Origin of the sequence: Actinomadura sp. K4S16, from assembly GCF_008327685.1 — a bacterium.
In the GTDB taxonomy this organism is placed as follows: Bacteria; Actinomycetota; Actinomycetes; order Streptosporangiales; family Streptosporangiaceae; genus Spirillospora.
Map to the genome: position 1 here is coordinate 143,122 of NZ_BDDE01000027.1, position 22,750 is coordinate 165,871.

Genomic DNA, 22,750 nt, shown 5'->3' on the forward strand with positions numbered 1-22,750 from the left:
GCACCTCCTGTAATCCGCACGAGAGGCACGACCCGACCATGCGCAGCCAGTTCTTCGGCAACCTCGAGCAGGGCCAGCAACTCCCCGGCCACTTCGCCCTCCAGAACTCCAAGATGCTCCGGATCCACCTGAACGGCGACGTCCTCGCCCGGCAGGGGTCCATGGTCGCCTTCCAGGGCCAGATGGAGTTCGACTACGAGGGCGCGGGCGGCATCGGCAAGTTCATGAAGAAGGCCCTGACCGGCGAGGGCGTCCCCCTCATGCGCGTCAAGGGCCAGGGACTGCTGTTCGTCGCCAACGACGCCGACGACATCCACCTGTTCTACCTGGAGAACGAGGGGATCACCGTCAACGGCAAGAACATCCTCGCCTACGACTCGCACCTGCAGTCCGACATCCAGCGCGTCCAGGGCGCCGGCATCGCCGCGGGCGGCCTGTTCAACACCACCCTCCAGGGCACCGGCTGGGTGGCGCTGACCACGCACGGGACGCCCGTGATGCTCGACTGCGGCCGCGCCCCCACGTTCGCCGACGGCCAGTCCGCCGTCGCGTGGAGCACCAGCCTCCAGGTCGGTGTGAACCGCACCTTCAAGGCCGGCGCCCTCATCGGCCGCGGCAGCGGCGAGGCGATGCAGCTCGCCTACCAGGGCCAGGGCTTCGTCCTCATCCAGGCTTCCGAAGGCCCCACGGTCGCACCGCACACTCACTGACCCCACGAAGATCGCCTGGTAGATCTTGCCGAAGGCACGGCCCTGCCTTCGGCGGGTTCGGCCAACGCGGGGGGACGGCGGGGGCGGGCTTGCGACACGCTGGCATGGTTCGGGGGCAAGTGCGAGTAGCCTTGTTGCGTCTCAGAACTTACCTGCGAGCTGCGGAAGAGGGCGATCTCCGCCGTGTCGACAGAGTCGTCGCAAACAAGTGCCGACCCGAAGATGACCGATTTCGGCGCCAACGAGTGGCTGGTCGACGAGCTGTACCAGAAGTACCTCGACGACCCGAACTCCGTTGACGAAGCCTGGTGGAACTTCTTCGCGGACTACCAGCCGGACAGCCGGCCCGCGTCCGCCACCCCCCAGGCCCCCGCCGACGGCGCGGCCCCGAGGGCCGCGAACGGCACCGCGGCCGCTCCGCCGACACCGCAGCCGCCGGCCGCGCCGCCGAAGGCCCCGGCCAAGCAGGCCGCCAAGGCGCCGGCCCCCAAGGCCGAGAAGCCGGCCCCCCCGCCGGTGCCGGCGGGCGCCGAGGAGGTCCGGCTGCGCGGCGTCGCCGCCCGGACGGCCACCAACATGGAGGCCAGCCTCGCGGTGCCGACGGCGACGAGCGTGCGCGCCGTCCCGGCCAAGCTGCTGATCGACAACCGCATCGTCATCAACAACCACCTCAAGCGCGGGCGCGGCGGCAAGGTCTCCTTCACGCACCTCATCGGGTACGCGATCGTCAGGGCGCTGACCGCGATGCCCGAGATGAACGCCGCGTTCACCGAGGTGGACGGCAAGCCGGTGCTGATCAGGCCCGAACACGTCAACTTCGGGCTGGCCATCGACCTGCAGAAGGACGACGGTTCGCGGCAGCTGGTCGTGCCGAGCATCAAGGCCGCCGAGACGCTGGACTTCCGCCAGTTCTGGGCCTCCTACGAGGAGATCGTCCGCAAGGCCCGCGGCGGCAAGCTCACCCTCGAGGACTTCCAGGGCACCACGATCAGCCTGACGAACCCGGGCACGATCGGCACCGTCCACTCGGTGCCGCGGCTGATGCCCGGCCAGGGCACGATCATCGGCGTCGGCGCCATGGAGTACCCGGCCGAGTTCGCGGGCGCGTCCAGCGACACCCTGGCCCGCATGGGGATCAGCAAGGTGATGACGCTGACCTCCACCTACGACCACCGGATCATCCAGGGCGCGCAGTCCGGCGACTTCCTGCGCCGCATCCACCAGCTGCTGCTCGGCGAGGACGGCTTCTACGACGAGATCTTCGAGGCGCTGCGCATCCCGTACGAGCCGGTGCGCTGGGTCAAGGACATCTCCGCCACCCACGAGGACGACGTCGCCAAGGTCGCCCGCGTGCACGAGCTGATCCACGCCTACAGGGTCCGCGGCCACCTGATGGCCGACACCGACCCGCTGGAGTACAAGCAGCGCCGCCACCCCGACCTCGACATCCTCAAGCACGGCCTCACCCTGTGGGACCTGGAGCGCGAGTTCGCGACCGGCGGGTTCGGCGGCAAGCCGACGATGAGGCTGCGCGAGATCCTCGGCGTGCTGCGGATGGCGTACTGCCGGACGGTCGGCATCGAGTACATGCACATCCAGGACCCGGAGGAGCGCGCCTGGATCCAGGAGCGCGTGGAGGTCCCGCACGAGAAGCCCTCGCGCGAGGAGCAACTGCACGTGCTGCGGCGGCTGAACAGCGCCGAGGCCTTCGAGACGTTCCTGCAGACGAAGTTCGTCGGGCAGAAGCGGTTCTCCCTGGAGGGCGGCGAGTCGGTCATCCCGCTGCTCGACTCGGTGATCTCGGCGGCGGCGAAGGCCAGCCTGGACGAGGTCGTGATCGGCATGGCGCACCGCGGCCGGCTGAACGTCCTCGCCAACATCGTCGGCAAGTCCTACGGGCAGATCTTCGGCGAGTTCGAGGGCAATCTCGACCCGCGCAGCGCGCAGGGCTCGGGCGACGTGAAGTACCACCTCGGGGCGTCCGGCGACTTCGTCGCGAGCGACGGCTCCAAGATCCACACCGAGCTGGTCGCCAACCCCTCCCATCTGGAGACGGTCGACCCGGTGCTGGAGGGCGTCGTCCGCGCCAAGCAGGACCTCCTGGACGTCGGCGAGGCCGGCTTCACCGTCCTGCCGATCCTGATCCACGGCGACGCGGCGTTCGCCGGGCAGGGCGTGGTGGCCGAGACGCTGAACCTGTCGCAGCTGCGCGGCTACCGCACCGGCGGCTCCGTGCACGTGATCATCAACAACCAGGTGGGCTTCACCACGGCGCCGGAGTACTCGCGCTCCAGCGTCTACGCCACCGACGTCGCGCGGATGATCCAGGCGCCGATCTTCCACGTGAACGGCGACGACCCCGAGATGTGCGCGCGGGTGGCGCGGCTCGCGTTCGAGTACCGGCAGACGTTCAAGAAGGACGTCGTCATCGACATGGTCTGCTACCGGCGGCGCGGCCACAACGAGGGCGAGAACCCCTCGTTCACGCAGCCGCTCATGTACGACCTGATCGACGCCAAGCGGTCCGTGCGCAAGCTCTACACCGAGGCGCTGATCGGCCGCGGCGACATCACGGTGGAGGAGGCCGAGCAGGCCCTCCGCGACTACCAGGAGCAGCTGGAGCGGGCCTTCACCGAGACCCGCGAGGCCGTGAAGAAGCCCCTCGAACCCGGCTCGGTCGTGAAGCCGGACGTCGAGGAGCGCATCCCGATCGACCACGGCAAGGCCGGCTCGGCGATCCCGCAGGAGACCGTGAAGCGGATCATCGAGTCGCAGGTCAGCCTGCCGGAGGGCTTCACCCCGCACCCGCGGCTCCAGCCGATCCTGCAGCGCCGCGCCCAGATGATCGAGGACGACGCGATCGACTGGGCGACCGGCGAGCTGCTGGCGATGGGCTCGCTTCTGATCGACGGCCACCCGGTGCGGCTCGTCGGGCAGGACACCCGGCGCGGCACGTTCGGCCAGCGGCACGCGGTGCTCGTCGACCGCAGGACGGGCGAGGAGTACACGCCGCTCAAGCAGTTCGGGCAGGGCGTGTCGAAGTTCTACGTGCACGACTCGCTGCTCAGCGAGTACGCGGCGATGGGCTTCGAGTACGGCTACTCGATGACCCGCCCCGACGCGCTCGTCTGCTGGGAGGCCCAGTTCGGCGACTTCGCCAACGGCGCCCAGTCGATCGTCGACGAGTACATCTCCTCCGGCGAGCAGAAGTGGGGCCAGCATTCGGGCGTCGTGCTGCTGCTGCCGCACGGCTACGAGGGCCAGGGGCCCGACCACTCGTCCGCGCGGATCGAGCGGTACCTGCAGCTGTGCGCGCAGGACAACATGACGGTCGTCTACCCGACGACGCCGGCGAACTACTTCCACCTGCTGCGCTGGCAGGTCCTGTCGAACCGGCACAAGCCGCTGGTCGTGTTCACGCCGAAGTCGCTGCTGCGGCTGAAGGCGGCCACGTCCCCGGTCGAGCAGATCACCGCCGGCGCGTTCCAGCCGGTCATCCCCGAGAGCGACCCGGCGATCGACCCGGCGGGCGTGCGGCGGGTGCTGCTCACCACCGGCAAGATCTACTACGACGTGGTGAAGGCCCGCCAGGCGGCCGGCGCGAACGACACCGCGGTCGTGCGGGTCGAGCGGCTCTACCCGCCGCCGGTCGACGAGATCAAGGCGGAGCTGGCCAAGTACCCGGCCGGCGTCGAGATCGTCTTCGTGCAGGACGAGCCCGCCAACATGGGCGCCTGGCCGTTCATGGCGCTGAAGCTGCCGCACCACATCGAGGGGCTGAAGATGTCGCGGGTGTCGCGCCCGGCGTCCTCGTCCCCCGCGGTGGGGTCGGCGAAGCTGCACCAGGCGGAGCAGGACGCGCTGCTCGCGCGCCTGTTCGGCGAGCAGAAGTAGCGGTACGGATTCGACCCGAGGGCTCCGGTGCACCGCGCCGGGGCCCTCGGGCTTCCATGGGGAGAGACGGCATGTACTTCACCGACCGGGGCATCGAGGAACTGGTCGACCGGCGCGGCGCGGAGGAGGTCAGCCTGGAGTGGCTGGCCGGCCGGCTGCGCGAGTTCGTCGACCTGAACCCCGAGTTCGAGACCCCCGTCGACCGCCTCGCCACCTGGCTGGCCAGGCTGGACGACGAGGAGGACTAACGCGACATGTCTTGACTTCCGGCGAACGCGACATATCGTGTTTACTGGATGCAGGCCTCGGACGAAGGGCACATCGCGATGTCGCGCTGGACGATCGACGAACCGACCACCCTCGACTTCGACGGCGTGGTCGCGCTGCGGGTGACGCTGATCGCGGGCAGCGTGTCGGTGCTCGCCTCCGACGAGCGCCCCTCCATCATGGTCGGGAGCGTCGAGGGCCCGCCGCTGGTGGTCACGCACGAGGCGGGGATGCTGACCGTCACCCACGAGAAGCTCTGGGAGGGCGTGCTCGGCTGGCTGCGCAACCAGAAGGTCCGCGCGTCGATCACCGTGACCGTCCCGCGCGACTGCCCCGTCAACCTCAACCTGGTGTCGGCGGACGCGGTGGTGACCGGCACGACGGCACGCACGTCCATCAAGAGCGCCTCCGGCGATGTGACGCTCGACGGGGTGGCGGGCGCGATCGACGCCAACACGGTCTCCGGCGCGATCGAGGCGCAGGGGCTCGACGGGACGATGTCGTTCACGTCCGTGTCCGGCGACCTGACCCTGGCCGGCGCGTCCGTCGAGCGGCTGGCGGCCCGCACGGTGAGCGGCCGCATCGCCGCCGACGTCGACCTGGCCCGGGACGGCGCCGTCGAGGTCAACACGGTCTCGGGCGAGGTGGCGCTGCGCGTCCCCGCGTCCACCGGCGCGCAGGTCGCGCTCAACTCGGCCGCCGGGCGGATCGAGACGTCCTTCGCGCTCGACCGGCAGGAGCGCACCGTCTCGCGCGCCGTCACCGGCAAGACGGGGGACGGCTCGGGCCGGATCTCGGTCAACACGGTGTCCGGCGCGATCGCCCTCCTCGGCCGCGACGACGACGCGCCGGAGATCACCACACCCCGAATGGAGAAGTGACGACGTGAGCCCCGTCTTCGGCCACGGTCGCCTGCGGCTGTACCTGCTCAAGCTGCTGGAGGAGAGCCCCCGGCACGGCTACGAGGTGATCCGGCTCCTGCAGGACCGGTTCCTCGGGGTCTACTCCCCCTCCCCCGGCACGATCTATCCGCGGCTGGCCCGGCTGGAGGCCGAGGGCCTGGTCACCCACGAGGTGGTCAAGGGCAAGAAGGTGTACTCGCTGACCGACAAGGGCCGCGAGGAGCTGGAGCGCCGGATGGACGAGCTGGCCGAGCTGGAGGAGGAGATCGCCGCCTCCGCGCAGGAGTTCGCCCGCGGCGTGCAGGAGGACGTCCGGCAGACCGTCCGGACGCTGCGCGAGGAGCTGACCCAGGCCGCCCGGACGATGCGCGACCAGGGCAAGACCACGTCCAAGGACGCGTGGAAGGAGACCACCGAGCGCCAGAAGGACGAGTGGCGCCGGCAGAAGGAGTACTGGCGGGAGCAGAAGCAGGCGTGGAAGGAGGAGTGGCGGCAGAACTGGGACGACGCCTGGAAGACGGCGACCGGTACCCGCGAGGACGTCGCCCGCCTCAAGCTGGAGCGCCTGCTCCGCCGGTTCGTCGAGGACGTCCGCAAGTCGGCGAAGAAGGCCCGGCTGGACGACGACGACCTCGCCGCCGCGCAGGCCCTCCTCGACGAGACCCGCGAGCGGCTGCGGAACGAGATCTTCGACCGGAGGCCGTGACCGGCCTCCCGGCCACGGCCCGCCCTACGGCGTCACGGCGTCACGTCCTCACGGCGTGAAGACGATCTTGCCGAAGAGGTCGCCCTCCGCCATCGCGGCGAAGCCCTCCTTCGCCCGGCTCAGCGGCAGCGCCCGGTCGACGTGCGGCCGCACGCCGGTCTTGACCAGGAAGCGGGCGAGCCGCTCCAGCTGGTCGCGGGTGCCCATGGTGGAGCCGACGATCTGGAGCTGGAGGAAGAACACCCGGTTCAGCTCGGCGGGCGGCACCTGCCCGCTGGTCGCGCCCGACACCACGATCCGGCCGCCGGGCCGCAGCGACTTCAGCGAGTGCGACCAGGTCGCCTGCCCGACCGTCTCGATCACGGCGTCGACGCGCTCGGGCAGCCGCGCGCCCGTCTCGAAGGCGGCGTCCGCCCCGAGCTCCTCGGCCCGCTTGCGCTTGGCCTCGCTGCGGCTGGTGGCGTAGACCCGGTACCCGGCGGCGGCCGCCAGCGCGATCGCCGCGGTCGCGACGCCGCCGCCCGCGCCCTGCACCAGCACGGACGCGCCGGGCTGGAGCCCTGCCTTGTCGAACAGCATGCGGTACGCGGTGAGCCACGCGGTCGGCAGGCAGGCCGCCTCCTCGAACGACAGCTCCGCGGGCTTGGGGACGAGGTTGCGGCGCGGCACCGCGACCTTCTCCGCGAGCGTCCCGGGGTGGGTCTCCGACAGCAGCGACCGCTTCGGGTCGAGGGTCTCGTCGCCGCCGCCCCGGGCCGGGTCGCCGATCACCGAGTGGACGATGACCTCGTTGCCGTCCTCGTCCACTCCGGCCGCGTCGCAGCCGAGGATCATGGGGAGCCGGTCGGCGGACAGCCCGACGCCCTTCAGCGACCACAGGTCGTGGTGGTTGAGCGCGGCGGCCTTCACCGTGACGGTCGTCCACCCGTCCGGTGCCTCGGGATCGGGCCGCTCCCCCAGCGTGAGCCCGTTCAGCGGATTGTCTGCGTCGATCTGTGTGGCCGTGACAGCGAACATGAACCGACACTAACCGCCGGCCGCCCGCGCAAACGGCCCGCCCCCGCTTGTCGGGGACGGGCCGCGTGCTCGGACGTCACAGGACCTTGGAGAGGAAGTCCTGGGTTCGGGGGTGTTTCGGGTTGGTCAGGACCTCCCGGGGGGTGCCCTCCTCGACCACGACGCCGCCGTCCATGAAGACCAGGGAGTCGCCGACCTCGCGGGCGAAGCCCATCTCGTGGGTGACCACGACCATGGTCATGCCGTCGAGGGCGAGCTGCTTCATGACCTCCAGGACCTCGCCGACGAGCTCGGGGTCCAGGGCGGAGGTCGGCTCGTCGAACAGCATCAGCGCGGGCTCCATGGCGAGGGCCCGCGCGATCGCGACCCGCTGCTGCTGCCCGCCGGACAGCTGCGCCGGGTAGCTGCTCACCTTGTCGCCGAGCCCGACCCGGGTCAGCAGGGCGACGGCCCGTTCCCGGACCTGCGCCTTCGGCTGCCTCTTCACCCGGCAGGGCGCCTCCATGACGTTCTCCAGCGCCGTCATGTGGGGGAAGAGGTTGAACCGCTGGAACACCATGCCGATCTCGCGGCGCTGGGCGGCGACCTCCCGGTCGCGCAGCTCGTAGAGCTTGCCGCCCTTCTCCCGGTAGCCGACGAGGTGGCCGTTCACCCACAGCCGTCCCGCGTTGATCTTCTCCAGGTGGTTGATGCAGCGCAGGAACGTCGACTTGCCGGACCCGGACGGCCCGACGACGCACATCACCTCGCCGGGCTTGACCTCCAGGTTGATGCCCTTGAGCACCTCCAGGCGGCCGAACGACTTGTGCACCGCCTCGGCCTTGACCATCAGCCCGCCGCTCTCGACCGCCGGCTCCGGGACGCCGGGGGCGTCGCCCACGATGTCCTCGCCTCCGTTCACTGGCCGCCTCCTCCGCCGCGGAAGCGGAACCGCTGCCTGGCGTCCGCCCCCTTGCTGGTGCCCCTGCTGTAGTACCGCTCCAGGTAGTGCTGCCCGATCATCATGAGCGAGGAGATGAGCAGGTACCACAGGCAGGCCATCACCAGCATTGGAATGATCTTGTAGGTGCTGGCGTAGATGGTCTGCGCCGTGAAGGTCAGCTCCGAGTACGGGATGGCCACGACGAGCGAGGTGTTCTTCAGCATCGAGATCGCCTCGTTGCCCGTCGGCGGGACGATGACGCGCATCGACTGCGGCAGCACGATCCGCCGCATCGTCTGCATCCGGGACATGCCGAGCGCGCTCGCGGCCTCCTGCTGGCCCTCGTCCACCGACAGGATGCCGGCCCGGACGATCTCGGCCATGTAGGCGGCCTCGTTGAGGATCAGCCCCAGCGACGCCGCGATCGCGGCGTTGACCAGCTCCTGCGTCTTCCACGTTTCGAACTCGGGTCCGAACGGGATGCCGATCCCGACCGTCGGGAACAGCGAGCCGATCGCACCCCAGATGAGCAGCTGCGTGTAGAGCGGCGTGCCGCGGAAGAACCACAGGTACACCCAGGCCGCGCCGCTGAGCAGGGGGTTGGCCGACAGCCGCATCAGCGCGAGCACGATGCCGAGCACGACGCCGCCGACCATGGCGGCCAGGGTGAGCCAGACGGTGTTCCGGACGCCCTTGAGCACCGGATCCGAGAACAGGTACTTCCACTGCTCCGCCCAGTCCAGCGCCTTGCTGGTCAGCAGGAAGTGGATGAACATGGCGACCAGCACGAGGACGACCGCCGCCCCGAGCCAGCGGCCCGGATGCCGGACCGGGACGGCCTTGATCGCCTCAGGCCGTCCCTTCTCGACGTCGTTGTCGACCGTCATGCGATCAGCTCTGCGCCCCGTTGATCTTCGGGTCGGTGATCGCGCCGGTCTCCACACCGGCATCGGTGAGGATCTTCTTGTAGGTGCCGTCCGCGATCAGCGCCTTCAGCGCGGCCTGGATGGCCTCCTTGAACTGGCCGGAGTTCTTGCCGATCGCATAGCCGTAGGGGGCGGTGTCGTAGGTCTGGCCGATGATCTGCAGCTTGCCGCCGGTCTTCTTCACCGCGTCGCCGACGATGGGCGAGTCGGCGGCCATGCCGTCGACCTTGCCCGCCACCAGGTCGTTGTTGACCTCGGTCTGCTGCTTGCGCACGACGGGCTTGATGGCCGGCTTGCCCGCGTCGGTGCACTTCTTGCTGCGCGCCTTGAGGTCGTCGACCTGAACGGTGCCCTGCTGGACGCCGATGGACTTGCCGCAGGCGTCGTCGGGGTTGACGCCCTTCGGGTTGCCCTTCAGCACGGCCCAGGTGGTCCCGGCCGAGTAGTAGGTGACGAAGTCGACGGCCCCCTCCCGCTCCTTGGTGTCGGTGAAGGACGAGACGCCGACCTCGTACTTGCCGGACTGGACGCCCGGGATGATCGTGTCGAAGCCCGCGTTGCTGTACTCGGTCTTCAGGCCGAGCTTGGCCGCGACGGCGTTGAAGAGGTCGACGTCCCAGCCGACGATCTTCTGCGACGCCGGGTCGACGGACTCGTTGGGCGGGTACGAGGCGTCGGTGCCGATCGAGATCTTCCCGTCGCTCTTGATGGCGGCCGGGACCATCGCCGCGAGCTTGCTGTCCACGCTCGTGTTCGAGGCCGCGGAGCCCGAGTCGCCCGAGTCGTTGCTGTCGCCGCATGCGGACAGCGCGAGCGCGCCCGTCAGTACGAGCGCGCTCGCCGCGACGGCGCGGCGGCGCAGAGAACCGGTGATCACTGGTCCCCCTCCAGGTGGTTTCGTCGGATCCGCGTAGATCCGAAGGTCAGGTGCACAGTTTGGCGTACAACGTCCCTGATCTGGATAAAGGGTGCGAAACAATCACGCAACGAGGCAGCCCCAGATCAATATGCGTTCACCGGGGTATGCCCCACGCAACGCGACGGACCGGACACGGTGTGGGCACGGTCACGTGACGGTCACCACCCACCCCGGCCACGGGAGGGGCACCACCCCGTGTGGCACAATCAGACAACGGGTGACCCCCGTGCGTCGCGAGATAGCACCGGGTGACCGGCCACCACACCACACCACCACCCGCGGCGGCATCGCAAGAAAGCCAACTTTCACTGACAGGGGTCGCTGTGGCTGCTGAGCCCATTCCCACCGAACCGCCCTCACTGGACGACGATCCGGCGTTCCCGCTGCACCGCGGCGGCAAGCTCGAGATGCGCTCGACCATCCCCGTCCGCAACAAGGACGACCTCTCGCTGGCCTACACGCCGGGCGTCGCCCGCGTGTGCACCGCGATCGCAGACAACCCCGAACTGGCCTACGACTACACCTGGACCTCCAAGGTCGTCGCGGTCGTGACCGACGGCACCGCCGTGCTCGGCCTCGGCGACATCGGCCCGGCCGCGTCCATGCCGGTCATGGAGGGCAAGTCCCTGCTGTTCAAGGAGTTCGCGAACGTCGACTCCGTGCCGATCGCGCTGAGCTGCACCGGCGTCGACGAGATCGTCGACACCGTGATCCGGATGGCCCCGAGCTTCGGCGGCATCAACCTGGAGGACATCAGCGCCCCCCGCTGCTTCGAGATCGAGGACCGGTTGCGCGCCGCCCTCGACATCCCCGTCTTCCACGACGACCAGCACGGCACCGCCATCGTCGCGCTCGCCGCCCTCACCAACGCGGCGCGCTACGTCGGCAAGCCGCTGTCGGAGCTGCGCGCGGTCGTGGCGGGCGCGGGCGCGTCCGGCATCGCGGTCTCGCAGATCCTGATCGAGGCGGGCATCGGCGACATCGCCCTGTCCGACAGCAAGGGCATCATCCACGAGGGGCGCGACGGGCTGAACCCCGTCAAGGAGCGCATCGCGGCGATCACCAACCGCTCGCACCTGAAGGGCTCCACGGAGGAGGCGCTGCGCGGCGCCGACGTGTTCATCGGCCTGTCCGGCAGCACCGTCCACGAGTCGTGCGTCGCCACGATGTCGGAGAACGCGATCGTCTTCGCGCTCTCCAACCCCACTCCGGAGGTCCACCCGGAGGTCGCCCGGCGGCACGCCAAGGTCGTCGCGACCGGCCGCAGCGACTTCCCGAACCAGATCAACAACGTGCTGGCGTTCCCGGGCATCTTCCGCGGCGCGCTGGACGTCCGGGCCCACACCATCACCGAGGGGATGAAGCTGGCCGCGGCGAACGCCCTGGCCGACATCGTCGGCGACGACCTGACCGCCGACTACGTCATCCCCGGCCCCTTCGACGACCGGGTGGCCCCCGCCGTCACGGCCGCGGTCGCCGCGAAGGCCCGCGAAGAGGGCGTCGCCCGCATCTGACCTTCCGACGGCCCGTGTCCCGCCCGGGACACGGGCCGTTCAGGACGGTTCGACGTGGTTGTTCTCCCACGCCCAGGTGACGATGCCGACCCGGTTGCGCACCCCCAGTTTGGTCTGGATGCCCGACAGGTGGCTCTTGACGGTGCTGAGCGAGATGAACAGCTCGGCGGCGATCTCCTGATTGGTCCGGCCTCGCGCCAGGGCCCGGACGACTTCGAGTTCGCGGTCCGACAGGGGCGGGGGCCGCACGGCGCGCGGCGGGGCCGAGGCGGCCGCCAGGTGCCGCAGCAGCCGGACGGTGACGGCGGGCGAGACCAGCGCCTCGCCGTTGTGGGCGGCGCGGACCGCCTCGACGAGCAGCGCGGGTCCGGCGTCCTTGAGGACGAAGCCGACCGCGCCGCCGCGCAGCGCCCCGTACACGTACTCGTCCAGGTCGAAGGTGGTGACCACGACGACCCGCATCGGGTCGGGCACCCGCGGGCCGGCCAGCGCCCGGGTCACCGCGATGCCGTCGAGCCGGGGCATCCTGATGTCGACCAGGCACACGTCCGGGCGCAGCCGACGCGCCAGGTCGACCGCCTCGGCCCCGTCGGCCGCCTCCGCGACGACGCTGATGTCGGGCTGGTCCTCCAGGATCAGCCGCAGCCCTCGGCGGATCATCGCCTGGTCGTCGGCGAGCAGGACCGAGATCGTCATTTGGGCTCCCCCGCGGGGACGGGAAGCTCCGCCCGCACGGACCAGCCGCCGCCGGGCCGCGGTCCGGCGCGCAGCGAGCCGCCGAGCGATTCGACGCGTTCACGCATGCCGATCAATCCGTAACCGCCGCGATGCGGGTGCCGGGCCGGGGCCGCCGGGGCGTCGTCGGCGACCTCGACGGTGACGCCGCCCGGGGCCCGCTCGACGGTGACCGTGACGGACCGGGCCCCGGGCGCGTGCCGCAGCACGTTCGTCAGCGCCTCCCGGGCGACGCGGTACACGGTGGTGGTCACCTCCGGCGGCCACTGGGCGTCCGCGGCCCCGTCCGGCATGCTCAGCCGCACCTCCGGGCCCTGCCGGCGGAAGCGCTCCACCAGCGCGCCCAGGCGCTCCGTCCCCGGGGACGCCGGCGCCGCGTCGTCGGCGTCGCGCAGCAGACCGACGACCCGCCGCATCGCGGCCAGGGCCTCGGTGCCCGCCGCCTCCATCTCGCCGAGGTACTCGCCCACCTGCTCCGGGTTCCGTCGCGCGACCACCTGGGCGCCCTGCGCCTGGACCACCATGCCCGTGATGTGGTGGGCCACGACGTCGTGCAGCTCCCGGGCCAGCTCCAGCCGCTCGTCCCGGCGGACCTCCTCGGCCACCCGGCGCGCCCGCGCGTCCAGGAGCCGCAGCGGGAGCCCGGCGCCGACGGCGGCCAGCCAGACCAGGCCGTCCAGCGCCGTCAGCGCCGCGAGGCCGCCGGACGGGGTGCCGGCGGCGAGCTGACCGGCGATGATCAGCACGGGTCCGGCGGCCGCGACGGCGGCGGCCCGCACCGGCGCGAGGGTCCGGAGGGCGGAGCCGGTCAGCACCGCCAGCCCCAGGGTCATCGCCGGGCTGGGCTCGGCGGGAAGGTCGGGGCCGGCCAGGCGGACGAGGACGGCCGCCGCCGCGAGGCCGAACCCGGCGACCGCCGGCCAGAGCGGCCTGCGCAGCCCCAGCAGCGCGGGGACGCACACCACCGCCGCGGAGACGGCGCCCGGCACCCAGTACCAGCCGCCCCAGGTCTGCGCGATGGCGGCGGCCTGCACGGCGATCGCCGCGAGGAACACGGCGGCGAGCCCTGCCACGGAGGCGCCCCGGCCCCATCCACCCGGAACGGTCACGCCGACGAGGCTATCCCCGCTCCGACCGGCGCCGCATGCGGACGGATCGCCGCAGGGGGCGTCCCGGGCGCGGCCCGCCCCTACCACCGCGGCCGGCCGGTCGGCGGCGACCCGGCCCCCGGCGCCCCGGACCGCCGGACGAGGTCGACCGCGCGGAGCGCCGACCCCGCGACGAACCCGCCGACCACCAGCAGCGTGGCCAGGGCCATCGGGGCGGTGGGCCCGGCGGACCAGCCGAAAGCGGTGACCGCGGCACCGCCCGCGGCGACGGCGACCGCCGATGGCACCGGCAGCGACCTGAGCGAGGAGCCGATGAGCACGGCGAGGGCCAGGGCCGTCGTGGGCGACGGCTCCCGCGGCAGGTCGGCCGCCAGGGACCCCGCCACGGCACCGGCCGCCACGACCAGGCCCGCGACCGGGGGCCACGCCCTTCGCCGCCCGCGCAGCAGCGCCAGCCCGCACACCACCGCGGAGACGGCGGTGGTGTATAGCCAGTAGGCACCGCCCCAGCTGCGGATGAGCATGTACGCGGTGAAGGCGGCGCCCAGGGCGAACACCACACCCAGCCCCGCGTTGACCAGCACGTCCGTTTTCGCCGGAGACCCGCCGGCACCATCCTGATGACCGTTCGCATGCGACATGGGAGACCTGGTTTCGCTGTCGGGGATCGGTCGCTTCACGCGCGCCGGACGCGCCGCAGAGCGACCGCGGTGAGGAGCGCGCCGAGCACCAGGTACAGCCCGGTCTCGGCCAGTTGGAAGCCCCAGTAGCGGTCGCTGGGCTGGTACTCGACGTCGACGTGCAGGTCGAGTGCGGCCAGGCACACGGCGGCGTCGCCGAACGTGCCGCCGGCGCCGGTCTTCGGCGGGGTGTCGAGGCACGCGTTGAACTTGCTCCCGCTGAGCGTCCGCCCGTCCGCGGTGCGCAGCGGGCTGGTCTCGCTGATCCACGCGTCCGGGGCGCCGGGCACCTGGAGGCCGCCGATGACGGGGGCGCCGGTGATGCTGCCCAGGTTCTTGGCCTGGTTGATGGCCTGCGCGGTCATCGGCAGGGCCGTCTTCTCGGACGGCATGAGGTGCGGGCGCACCAGGTTCGGCACGGCGAACTGGACGGCGATGAAGACGACGCCCGTGATGGCCATCGCCGGGAGCGTCCGGCGGACGAGCAGGCCGATGGTGGTGCCGAGAGCGAAGGAGAGGAGGGCGTAGCCGACCGGGGCGATGTTGCGGGCGCCGAACTCGATCGTCCCGAACCGGTCGGCGGCGACCTCGTCGTAGGGGGCGGCGGCCCAGGTGAGCAGCAGGGCGGCCAGGCCGGCCACGACCACCGCGGCCAGGCCGACGAACGCCATCCTGGCGATCAGCCAGCGGCGGCGCGTCACGCTCTGGTTCCACACCAGCCGGTGGGTGCCGAGTTCCAGTTCCCGGGCGACCAGCGGCGCTCCCCAGAACGCGCCGATGACGACGGCGATCAACTGGAGTCCGGCGGCGAGGAACAGCAGCGTGTTCCGGTAGGCCCCCTGGAACTGGACGGCGGCCTGCGCGCAGCCGGCCGGGTCGGTGCACCGGGACCGGTAGGCGTCGTGCGCGTCCCGGATGTCCACGCCCAGGTAGAGCAGATAGGCGGCGATCAGGACGAGCCCGGCCGCACCGGCGATCGCCTGGAGGCGGAACTGCCGCCAGTTCAACCAGATCATCGTGCTCCCTCCCGTTCCCGACCGGCGGGCGCGTTCGCCCGCGACATGTACGCGAGCACCAGCTCTTCGAGCCTGACGGGCTCGGCCCGGAGCGGCAGCCCCGCGGGCGGGAGGCCGGTGCGCACGATCGCGCCGCCGTGCTCGGCCCGGACGACCTCGACGCCCGCGGGCAGCGAGCCGAGGTCGCCGCCGGGCGCGACCAGCCGGTGGTGGCCGGCCAGCAGGTCCCGGACGTCGCCGGCCACCTGGACCCGCGAGTCGCACAGCACGATGAGGTAGTCGCAGACCTGCTCGATGTCGCCGAGCAGGTGCGACGACAGCACGGCGCCGGCACCGAGTTCCGCGACGAACTCCATCAGGTTCGCCAGGAACCCCTGCCGCGCCAGCGGGTCGAGCGCCGCGGCCGGCTCGTCGAAGATCAGCAGTTCGGGCCGCTTGGCGGCGGCGACGGTCAGCGCCAGCTGCGCGCGCTGTCCGCCCGACAGCCGTCCCGCCTTCTGCTCCGGGTTCAGCCCGACCTGCCCGATGCGCCGTTCGGCCAGCCCCCGGTCCCAGGACGGGTTCAGGCGCGCCCCCATGCGCAGGTGGTCGGCCACGCTGAACGACGGGTACACCGGGGTGTTCTGGGCCACGAACCCGACCCTGGCCAGATGCGCGGCGCTCGCCGCCGGCCTGGACCCGAGGACGCGCAGCGAGCCCGACGTCGGCTCCAGCAGCCCGCAGGCCAGGTTCAGCAGCGTCGACTTGCCGGCCCCGTTCGGGCCCACCAGGCCCACGACGCGACCGGCCGGAACGCGCAGGTCGACGTCGCTCAGCGCCGCTCTGCGTCCGTATCTCTTCGTCAGTCCCTCTGCGTGCAGCATCGGGACCGGATCTTCGATTGGCATGCCGGAATCGTCGGCGACGGCGCCGCCTCGGATCACCGGCCCAAAGCACGGTTCACGCCCGCGGCGGTCGTACTTTCGGCCGGTTCGACGCCGCGGCTCAGCGGAACGGGGGTCCGGTCACCCCGCCGGCCGCCGGGCCGGGCGTACGCGCGGGCGGGGCCAGTAGCGGCCCACGACCCGCCCCACGACGAGGTCGTCGGGGACGGGGCCGAAGTCCCAGCTGTCGCGGCGGCCGCGGGCGCGCTGGTTGTCGCTCTCCAGCCACCATCCGTCCCCGGAGCGGTGCGAGACGCGTTTGACGATGAGCAGTTCGCGCCGTTCCGGGTGCTCGGCCACGACCACGTCGCCCGGGGCGGGGCGGGCTCCGGTCCAGACGAGGAGCCAGTCCCCCGGGCGCAGGCCCGGCAGCATCGAGTCGCCGGTGACCTCCACGGTCGCCAGCCTGCGCGCGGCGGCCACCGCGAGCGCCGCGGCTCCGGCGAGGGCGCACAGCGAACGGTGGCGGGGGGTCCGGAGCCGCATGGTCCTCCTCGTCGGCCCGCATACTTCGGCGGGCGGCGGTCACAACACTGCTGGAGAGGTTCCGGGCCGGACGGCCCGGGTCTTAGGCCGAATTACCGAGCGCCCTGCCCGGACGGGCCCCGGGGCACAAGGGTAATGTCGGTGACCTGAGCATGATCCGCAACGAGGGAAGGGAATCGCAGGTGTTGCTCAAGCTTCTGCGCCCGAAGACCACGGTGTCTGCGCACTGCGACCTGCCGTGCGGCGTCTACGACCCGGCGCAGGCCCGGATCGAGGCCGAGTCCGTGAAGGCGATCATTGAGAAGTACGCCGCCAACGAGGACCCGGAGTTCCGCGCCCGGGCGATCCTGATCAAGGAGCAGCGCTCGCAGCTGGTCAAGGAGCACCTCTGGGTGCTGTGGACCGACTACTTCAAGCCGCCGCACTTCGAGAAGTACCCGCAGCTGCACCAGCTGTTCAACGAGGCGACCAAGCTCGCCGGCGCCTCGGGCACCAAGGGCGGCATGGACGCCAAGGCGGCCGACGACCTGCTCGCGAAGATCGCCGAGATCGACAAGATCTTCTGGGAGACCAAGCAGGCCTGACCGCCTCCAGGTCATCGCGAGGGCCGTCCGCCTCCGGACGGCCCTCGCGGCATGCCAGGGCCGCGGCGATGTTCAGGAGGCGGTCAGCCGGGCGGCGCGGGCCGCCAGGGCGTCCAGGACCTCGGTGTGCCGGGCGTCGACGCTGATCTCCATGGTGAGCGCGCCGCCGGCGGCGGTCACGGCGAAGGTGAAGAACGAGCAGCAGCCCGTCTCCCGGGCGGCGAGTTCGGCGGCCCGTGCGGCCAGCCGCGGTTCGGGGCGCAGCTCCATCCGCACCCGGCCCGGCCCGGCGGGCCGCACGGCGGTCACCGCCTCGGCGAACAGCGCGTCGAACTCGGCCACCCGCAGCGGCCGCTCGGCGGTCGGCAGCGCGCACGCCTGCGGCGCCCATCCCTGGTCGTCCGGCCGGGCCGGTACCTGCTGAAGTTCCATGGCCCGAACGTAAGCCCGTACCTCGGTACCGGATGCAACCCCGGCCCGGGCGCCGCTCCTCAGCCGGCGGAGGGGCGGGCGGCGCGGGTGAGGGCGTCGCCGGTGAGCCGGTAGACCGTCCACTCGCCCTGGGGGGTGGCGCCGAGGGCCTCGTAGAACCCGATCGCCGGCTCGTTCCAGTTCAGGACGGACCATTCGACGCGTCCGTAGCCGCGGTCGTCGGCGATGCGGGCCAGCTCGGTGAGGAGCGTCTTGCCGTAGCCGTGGCCGCGGTACTCCGGCTCGACGAACAGGTCTTCCAGGTAGATGCCGTGCGTGCCGTTCCACGTGGAGAACGTGAGGAACCACACGGCGAACCCGACGACCCGGCCGTCATGCTCGGCGACGTGGGCGAAGACCTTGGGGTCGTCGCCGAACAGGCGGTCGTGCAGCTGCTCCTCGGTCGCCTTCACCTCGTGGAGGGCCCGTTCGTAGTCCGCCAGCTCGCGGATCAGCCGCAGGATGTCCGGGACGTCGGCGGGTGTCGCGTAACGAATCACAGGGGCAGGCTATTCGAGCGGCGGCAGTGCGGCGGCGGGGTCGGCCCACCGGTCGTTCGGGACGAGCGGGTACCAGCCCGGGCGCCCGGGGTCGCGGTCGTAGGCGTAGCCGCCGAGCTCCCTGTACAGCTCCGCGTACTCGGCCAGCTTGTCGCGGTCCAGGCCGACGCCGAGGCCGGGGCCCGCCGGGACCGGGATCCTGCCGCCCTCGTAGCGCATCGGGCCGCCCTCGATCACGTCGTCGGCGAGGTGGTGGTAGTGCGCGTCGGCGGCGTAGGTGAGGTTGGGCAGGACGGCGCCGAGGTGCAGCATGGTGGCGAGCTGGATGCCGAGCTCGCCGGAGGAGTGCACGGCGACGCCGATCTGGAACGTCTCGCACACGCCGGCGGCCTTCACGCACGGCCGGATGCCGCCCCAGAACGTGGTGTCGAGCAGGACGACGTCCGCGCTGCGGCGCAGCACGTTCGCGGCGAGCTGCTCGAAGTTGACGACGACGGTGTTGGTGGCGAGCGGGACGTTCACGCGCTCGCGGACGAGCCGCAGCCCCTCCAGCCCGAGGACGGGGTCCTCCAGGTAGTCGTTGGGGAGGTCCTCGATGGCCTTGCCGAAGCGGAGGCCCTCCTCCAGGCTCAGCACGGAGTTCGGGTCGTAGCGGAAGCGGTCGCCCGGGAACGCCTCGGCGAGCGCCTTGTAGCACTCCAGCTCGTGGCCCGGCGGGAACACGCCGCCCTTCAGCTTGTGGACGGTGAAGCCGTGCGCGTCCTTGAGCGCGCTGGCGTGCTCGACGAGCTGCTCGGGGGTGCGGACCTCCGGCGAGCCCCCGGCGCCCGGGTAGCGGTAGAACAGGTAGGACGCGAACGGGACGGAGTCGCGGATGCGGCCGCCGAGCAGGTCGTGCACCGGGACGCCGAGGTGCTTGCCGACGAGGTCGAGGCAGGCGAACTCGATGGCGGCGAGCATCTGGGTGCGGTTGTTGTAGAGGCTCGCCGTCGGGTTCGCGATCTTGAAGCGGAGCGTCTCCAGCTCGAACGGGTCGTGGCCCTCCAGGTGCGGGGCGAGGGCCTGGAACGCGGCCTCGGCGCTCTGCCCGCCGCCGCCCATCTCGCCGAGCCCGACCAGGCCGTTGTCGGCCTCGACCTCGACGATCGTCCGGACGAAGCGGCCCCAGTGGGCGCCGTTGCTGTGCAGGAGGGGCGCCTCCAGCGGCACGGTGACCGTGGTGGCGCGGATGCCTGTGATCTTCATGTGTCCCCGATCCGTACTCAACGCCGAACCGTGACGGTGGCGACGCCGCAGGCGGGCAGCCGCACCGTCATGGTGCCGTCCCGGACGGGCAGCTCCGCCGGGTCACGCTCCAGACCGCCGCTCAGCAGGGCGCTCGCGGCGCCCGGCACGTGCAGGCCCGTCTCGACCGGGCCGGCGGCGAGCGACTGGAGCCGGACGGCCAGGCCGTCGCCGTCGCGCGCGCGGCCGACGGAGGTGACGAGCACGTCCGGGTCGTCCACGCGCAGGAAGGTTCCCGAGTCGGCCGCGGGCATGTCGCCGGTGGCGAGGGTGGCGACGAACGGGTCGGTGATCCCGGCGGCCGTGCGGGCGCCGAGCCGGCGGCCCGAACCCGCCGCGCCGGACGCGAACGCGTACCGGAAGGTGGTCTCGCCCTGCTGCTGGGACGGGAAGTTGGTGTCCCAGATGTTGTTCAGCGCCCACGAGTAGACGGTGCCGTCCTCGTTGTCGAGCGTGGGCGGGAACGGCGCGTAGGGCATGTGGATGGAGCCGAACTGGACGAGCGGCGCCTCCAGCGTGGCCCACGCGACGGTCAGGTCGGGGTCCTCGAACGCGACCCAGTGCCGGATCGGGCGCATGTGCTCCGCCGATCCCGGGACGCTCGGGACGCCGGTGCCGCCGACGCCGCCGGTCAACTCCCAGGCGGCGGGCGGGCCGTCCACGGCGAAGGGGAAGGCGAAGAAGACCGCCTCCTTGGCCGCGGTGGGCTGCTTGCCGAGCTGGTAGCGGACGTCCACGCGCGGCACCCCGGCGTACAGGTCGATGGTCGTGCGCAGCCAGTCGACGCCCTTTCCGTGCAGCTCTACGACGAGCCGCTCCCCGGCAGGGGTGCGGGTGCACTCGGTGACGGTGGCGTGGGTGGCGACGGCCCGGTCGCCGAGCATCGTCTTGTCGTGCACGAGCATGTGCCCGGACATGTGGTTGAAGTGCGGCGCGGTCGCGTACCGGTCGTAGACGTACTGCCCGAACCCGGCGACGGAGTCGGCGTTCACCAGCTCCCTGCCCGCGGTCTTGTCGAAGACGGAGCCGATGTGCCCTTCGCGGACGTCGTAGGACACCCGGTAGAACTCGTTCTCGATCGTCCCGCCGAGGCCGAGGTCGGCCGGCTCCGGCGCCGCCGCCTCGGCCCGGACGACGTCCACGCGGACGTACCCGTGGCCGGGGACGTCCGGGACCACCGCCTCCAGGTGGCGGCCGATGGGGCGGGTGGGCCACTCGTCCGGGTCGACCTCCTCCTCGCGGTGCGGGACGGGTTCGCCGGTGCGGGCGTCCACGAGCGCGATGGGCACGTCCACGGCGACGATGTCGCGGGGCAGGAACGCGCGGGCCGCGTCGGTGCGGGCGGCGGTGCCGGGGTTGACGACGAGGAACGAGGCGAGCGCGCCGGGCGAGGCGCCGAACGTCGCGCCGATCCGCCGCGCGCCGGCCTGGAGGAGGTCGAGCGCGTCGTCGTGGGCCTGGTAGCCGACCTGGGACTTGCGGGTCCACTGGAGGCCGCCTGAGTCGCCGCCCTCCTCGGCGTCCTCCCACGGGTTGGCGGCGCCCCAGGTGTGCTCGTCGAACAGCGCGGCCCGGTCGTAGGCCTCGTCGATCGCCCTGGTGGCCGTGAGGGAGGCGCCGGTGCGCTCGCCGCTGCGCTCGTCGGCGAGGGCGTGCAGCGTCTCGGCGGCCCGCAGGACGTTCTGCGCCCGCCGGACGTAGCCGAGCGGCCGGGCGCCGGAGCCGAGGCCGTCGGCCCACCAGTCCGTCCAGTCGCCCTCGTGGGTCTGGAGCCGGTCGCCGTGGTGCTCCTCGACGTACTCGAAGAAGTCGGCGTTGGTCGCCATCCGCAGCCGCGGGTACGCCCAGGTCTCGTTCCAGCGGTGCGCGATGTCGGCGGGGACGATCGACGGCCCGGCGTTGTCGGCGTGCGCGCCCTGGACGCGCAGGTGGACGGCGTCCAGGAAGTCGGGGTCCTTGGCGGCGCCGACCTGGCCGGGCGCGGCGTACCAGCCGAACGTCCCGGGCCCGTAGGGGTAGGGCCGGTCGGCGAGGGAGCCGAGGTAGCGGGGCAGCAGGTCCTCGGCGAGGTCGTAGCCGTCGACGAGCCCGACCGTGTTGCCCTCCATGTAGGCCATGCCGTGCGGGGTGTCGGTGAACCAGACGATCAGCTCGCCGCCGCCCGGCGACCGCCACCGGAACGGGCGGGCGAGCCGGTCGCCGCCCGTGATGTACGGGACGGAGCGCCCGGCCCAGTTGTGCGCGGCGGCGAGGTACCGGACGCCCGCCGCGTTCAGGGCGTCCACCGTCCCGACGACCGCGCCCGGGATGTCGGTGTGCATCGCCGACCGGACCTCGATGCCGTACTCGCGCCGCAACTGCTCCACGAAGCGGAGCTGCCGGTACAGCTCCTCCGTCGAGCAGGCCTCCGTGTGCAGCTGCATCGGGAACGCGGTGACCTCGATGTGGCCCGCGCGGGCCCGCTCGGCGAACTCGGCCACCTGGTCCTCGGGACGGGTGGCGAGCCAACGCAGGGCGGGCATGGACGACTCGACCGACCAGCGGAACCGCGCGTCGTCCGGGCGCCCGTCGGTCTCCCGCGCCAGCCGCAGCGCCGCGTCGAGGTAGTCGAGGTGATGCCGCAGGACGGTGCCCTGCGTGTCGGTGTAGCCGATGTCGAGATGCGAGTGGTGGACGACGAAGACGTTCCACTTGCGCTGCGGGGTGACGTCGAGCGGCGCCGCCCCGACGAGCCCGCCGGAGTCGCGCACCTCCAGGGTCAGCCGGCGGGGCCCGTCCACCTCAGGGACGAGCAGCGTGACGACCCCACCCTCGACCGCCGCCGAGGCGACCTCGATGTCACCGTCCTTGAGGGCCACCTCCAAGGGGCCGCCCCCGGACAGCGTCAGCCGGACGGCCTGGAGGAGCGCACCGCCCTCGTCCCGCCTGAACAGCGGCAGCACCGCAGCGCGCACCGACAGCCCGCGCACGGCGAGCACCTCAGTGGAGGTGTCCTGGCGCAGCGCGTCACGGATCCCGTCATAGTCGGGCGAGCCGAGGCTCGCCTGCAGCAGGCGACTCGTCATCGTTATGCGTCACATTCCTCTCTGGGAGTCCGAGGTCAGAAGGTCCGGGGTCAGGTCCGGGGGTCACGGGCCGGGCGACCGGAGGGCGGTCACGCCCGGAGGTCGCCCGGCCCGCCGGGG

Annotated in this window: 21 protein-coding genes; 7 read left to right on the plus strand and 14 right to left on the minus strand. The window is 72.0% G+C overall.

Annotated features, from left to right (window positions below):
- Positions 1-38: 38 nt before the first annotated feature.
- The 5 genes from K4S16_RS39310 (at position 39) to K4S16_RS39325 (ending at position 6,479) form a co-directional block, all read left to right on the plus strand.
- Positions 39-710: an AIM24 family protein gene (locus tag K4S16_RS39310; RefSeq protein ID WP_149264174.1), complete on the plus strand. Its 672-nt coding sequence runs from the start codon at positions 39-41 to the stop codon at positions 708-710.
- 183 nt (positions 711-893) lie between these two features.
- The gene (locus K4S16_RS39315) at positions 894-4,604 is read left to right on the plus strand and encodes a multifunctional oxoglutarate decarboxylase/oxoglutarate dehydrogenase thiamine pyrophosphate-binding subunit/dihydrolipoyllysine-residue succinyltransferase subunit (protein ID WP_149264175.1); all 3,711 of its coding nucleotides are present in this window, start codon (positions 894-896) and stop codon (positions 4,602-4,604) included.
- Between the two features lie 71 nt (positions 4,605-4,675).
- Entirely contained in the window at positions 4,676-4,852 is a 177-nt protein-coding gene (locus K4S16_RS45320; protein ID WP_168221026.1) for a DUF6104 family protein, read from the plus strand.
- 48 nt (positions 4,853-4,900) lie between these two features.
- A complete protein-coding gene (locus tag K4S16_RS39320) occupies positions 4,901-5,752 on the plus strand; it encodes a DUF4097 family beta strand repeat-containing protein (RefSeq protein WP_235037377.1) in 852 nt (283 codons plus the stop codon).
- Between the two features lie 4 nt (positions 5,753-5,756).
- Positions 5,757-6,479, plus strand: coding sequence for a PadR family transcriptional regulator (locus tag K4S16_RS39325; RefSeq protein WP_149264176.1), 723 nt, complete (start codon positions 5,757-5,759; stop codon positions 6,477-6,479).
- Positions 6,480-6,527: 48 nt separating this feature from the next.
- Here the strand turns inward: K4S16_RS39325 and K4S16_RS39330 are convergent, their stop codons facing one another.
- The 4 genes from K4S16_RS39330 to K4S16_RS39345 form a co-directional block, all read right to left on the minus strand.
- Positions 6,528-7,496 carry a zinc-binding dehydrogenase gene (locus K4S16_RS39330; protein ID WP_149264177.1) on the minus strand — a complete coding sequence of 323 codons (969 nt, stop codon included), beginning with the start codon at positions 7,494-7,496 and terminating at the stop codon, positions 6,528-6,530.
- A gap of 76 nt (positions 7,497-7,572) precedes the next feature.
- Positions 7,573-8,325, minus strand: a complete 753-nt coding sequence (locus tag K4S16_RS39335) for an amino acid ABC transporter ATP-binding protein (RefSeq protein ID WP_149264224.1) — start codon at positions 8,323-8,325, stop codon at positions 7,573-7,575.
- 68 nt (positions 8,326-8,393) lie between these two features.
- Positions 8,394-9,305 carry an amino acid ABC transporter permease gene (locus tag K4S16_RS39340; RefSeq protein ID WP_149264178.1) on the minus strand — a complete coding sequence of 304 codons (912 nt, stop codon included), beginning with the start codon at positions 9,303-9,305 and terminating at the stop codon, positions 8,394-8,396.
- Between the two features lie 4 nt (positions 9,306-9,309).
- Complete coding sequence (locus tag K4S16_RS39345) at positions 9,310-10,221, minus strand: ABC transporter substrate-binding protein (RefSeq protein ID WP_149264179.1); 912 nt, start codon at positions 10,219-10,221, stop codon at positions 9,310-9,312.
- A gap of 365 nt (positions 10,222-10,586) precedes the next feature.
- On the opposite strand from K4S16_RS39345, the gene K4S16_RS39350 reads away from it, so the two are divergent.
- Positions 10,587-11,777 carry an NADP-dependent malic enzyme gene (locus K4S16_RS39350; RefSeq protein WP_149264180.1) on the plus strand — a complete coding sequence of 397 codons (1,191 nt, stop codon included), beginning with the start codon at positions 10,587-10,589 and terminating at the stop codon, positions 11,775-11,777.
- Positions 11,778-11,816: 39 nt separating this feature from the next.
- Here the strand turns inward: K4S16_RS39350 and K4S16_RS39355 are convergent, their stop codons facing one another.
- From K4S16_RS39355 to sodX, 6 genes are all read right to left on the minus strand, one after another.
- Positions 11,817-12,473 carry a response regulator transcription factor gene (locus K4S16_RS39355; RefSeq protein WP_149264181.1) on the minus strand — a complete coding sequence of 219 codons (657 nt, stop codon included), beginning with the start codon at positions 12,471-12,473 and terminating at the stop codon, positions 11,817-11,819.
- Positions 12,470-13,621: a sensor histidine kinase gene (locus tag K4S16_RS39360; RefSeq protein WP_149264182.1), complete on the minus strand. Its 1,152-nt coding sequence runs from the start codon at positions 13,619-13,621 to the stop codon at positions 12,470-12,472. The genes K4S16_RS39355 and K4S16_RS39360 overlap by 4 nt, the downstream gene beginning before the upstream one ends.
- Before the next feature lie 80 nt (positions 13,622-13,701).
- The gene (locus K4S16_RS45325; protein WP_200842377.1) at positions 13,702-14,205 is read right to left on the minus strand and encodes a hypothetical protein; all 504 of its coding nucleotides are present in this window, start codon (positions 14,203-14,205) and stop codon (positions 13,702-13,704) included.
- Between the two features lie 92 nt (positions 14,206-14,297).
- On the minus strand, positions 14,298-15,317 hold the full coding sequence (locus K4S16_RS39370; protein WP_149264183.1) for an ABC transporter permease subunit: 1,020 nt from the start codon (positions 15,315-15,317) through the stop codon (positions 14,298-14,300).
- Positions 15,314-16,204, minus strand: coding sequence for an ABC transporter ATP-binding protein (locus K4S16_RS39375; RefSeq protein ID WP_149264184.1), 891 nt, complete (start codon positions 16,202-16,204; stop codon positions 15,314-15,316). The genes K4S16_RS39370 and K4S16_RS39375 overlap by 4 nt, the downstream gene beginning before the upstream one ends.
- A 117-nt stretch (positions 16,205-16,321) precedes the next feature.
- A complete protein-coding gene (sodX, locus tag K4S16_RS39380; protein ID WP_149264185.1) occupies positions 16,322-16,726 on the minus strand; it encodes a nickel-type superoxide dismutase maturation protease in 405 nt (134 codons plus the stop codon).
- 152 nt (positions 16,727-16,878) lie between these two features.
- On the opposite strand from sodX, the gene sodN reads away from it, so the two are divergent.
- On the plus strand, positions 16,879-17,310 hold the full coding sequence (sodN, locus tag K4S16_RS39385; RefSeq protein WP_149264186.1) for a superoxide dismutase, Ni: 432 nt from the start codon (positions 16,879-16,881) through the stop codon (positions 17,308-17,310).
- 72 nt (positions 17,311-17,382) lie between these two features.
- Here the strand turns inward: sodN and K4S16_RS39390 are convergent, their stop codons facing one another.
- Genes K4S16_RS39390 through K4S16_RS39405 form a run of 4 tightly spaced genes read right to left on the minus strand, consistent with a single transcriptional unit; the run spans position 17,383 to position 22,630 of the window.
- Positions 17,383-17,742 carry a hypothetical protein gene (locus K4S16_RS39390; RefSeq protein ID WP_149264187.1) on the minus strand — a complete coding sequence of 120 codons (360 nt, stop codon included), beginning with the start codon at positions 17,740-17,742 and terminating at the stop codon, positions 17,383-17,385.
- A gap of 59 nt (positions 17,743-17,801) precedes the next feature.
- Complete coding sequence (locus K4S16_RS39395) at positions 17,802-18,281, minus strand: GNAT family N-acetyltransferase (protein WP_149264188.1); 480 nt, start codon at positions 18,279-18,281, stop codon at positions 17,802-17,804.
- Between the two features lie 9 nt (positions 18,282-18,290).
- Positions 18,291-19,526, minus strand: a complete 1,236-nt coding sequence (locus tag K4S16_RS39400; RefSeq protein WP_149264189.1) for an enolase C-terminal domain-like protein — start codon at positions 19,524-19,526, stop codon at positions 18,291-18,293.
- 17 nt (positions 19,527-19,543) lie between these two features.
- Positions 19,544-22,630 carry a glycoside hydrolase family 38 C-terminal domain-containing protein gene (locus K4S16_RS39405; protein ID WP_149264190.1) on the minus strand — a complete coding sequence of 1,029 codons (3,087 nt, stop codon included), beginning with the start codon at positions 22,628-22,630 and terminating at the stop codon, positions 19,544-19,546.
- Between the last annotated feature and the right edge of the window lie 120 nt (positions 22,631-22,750).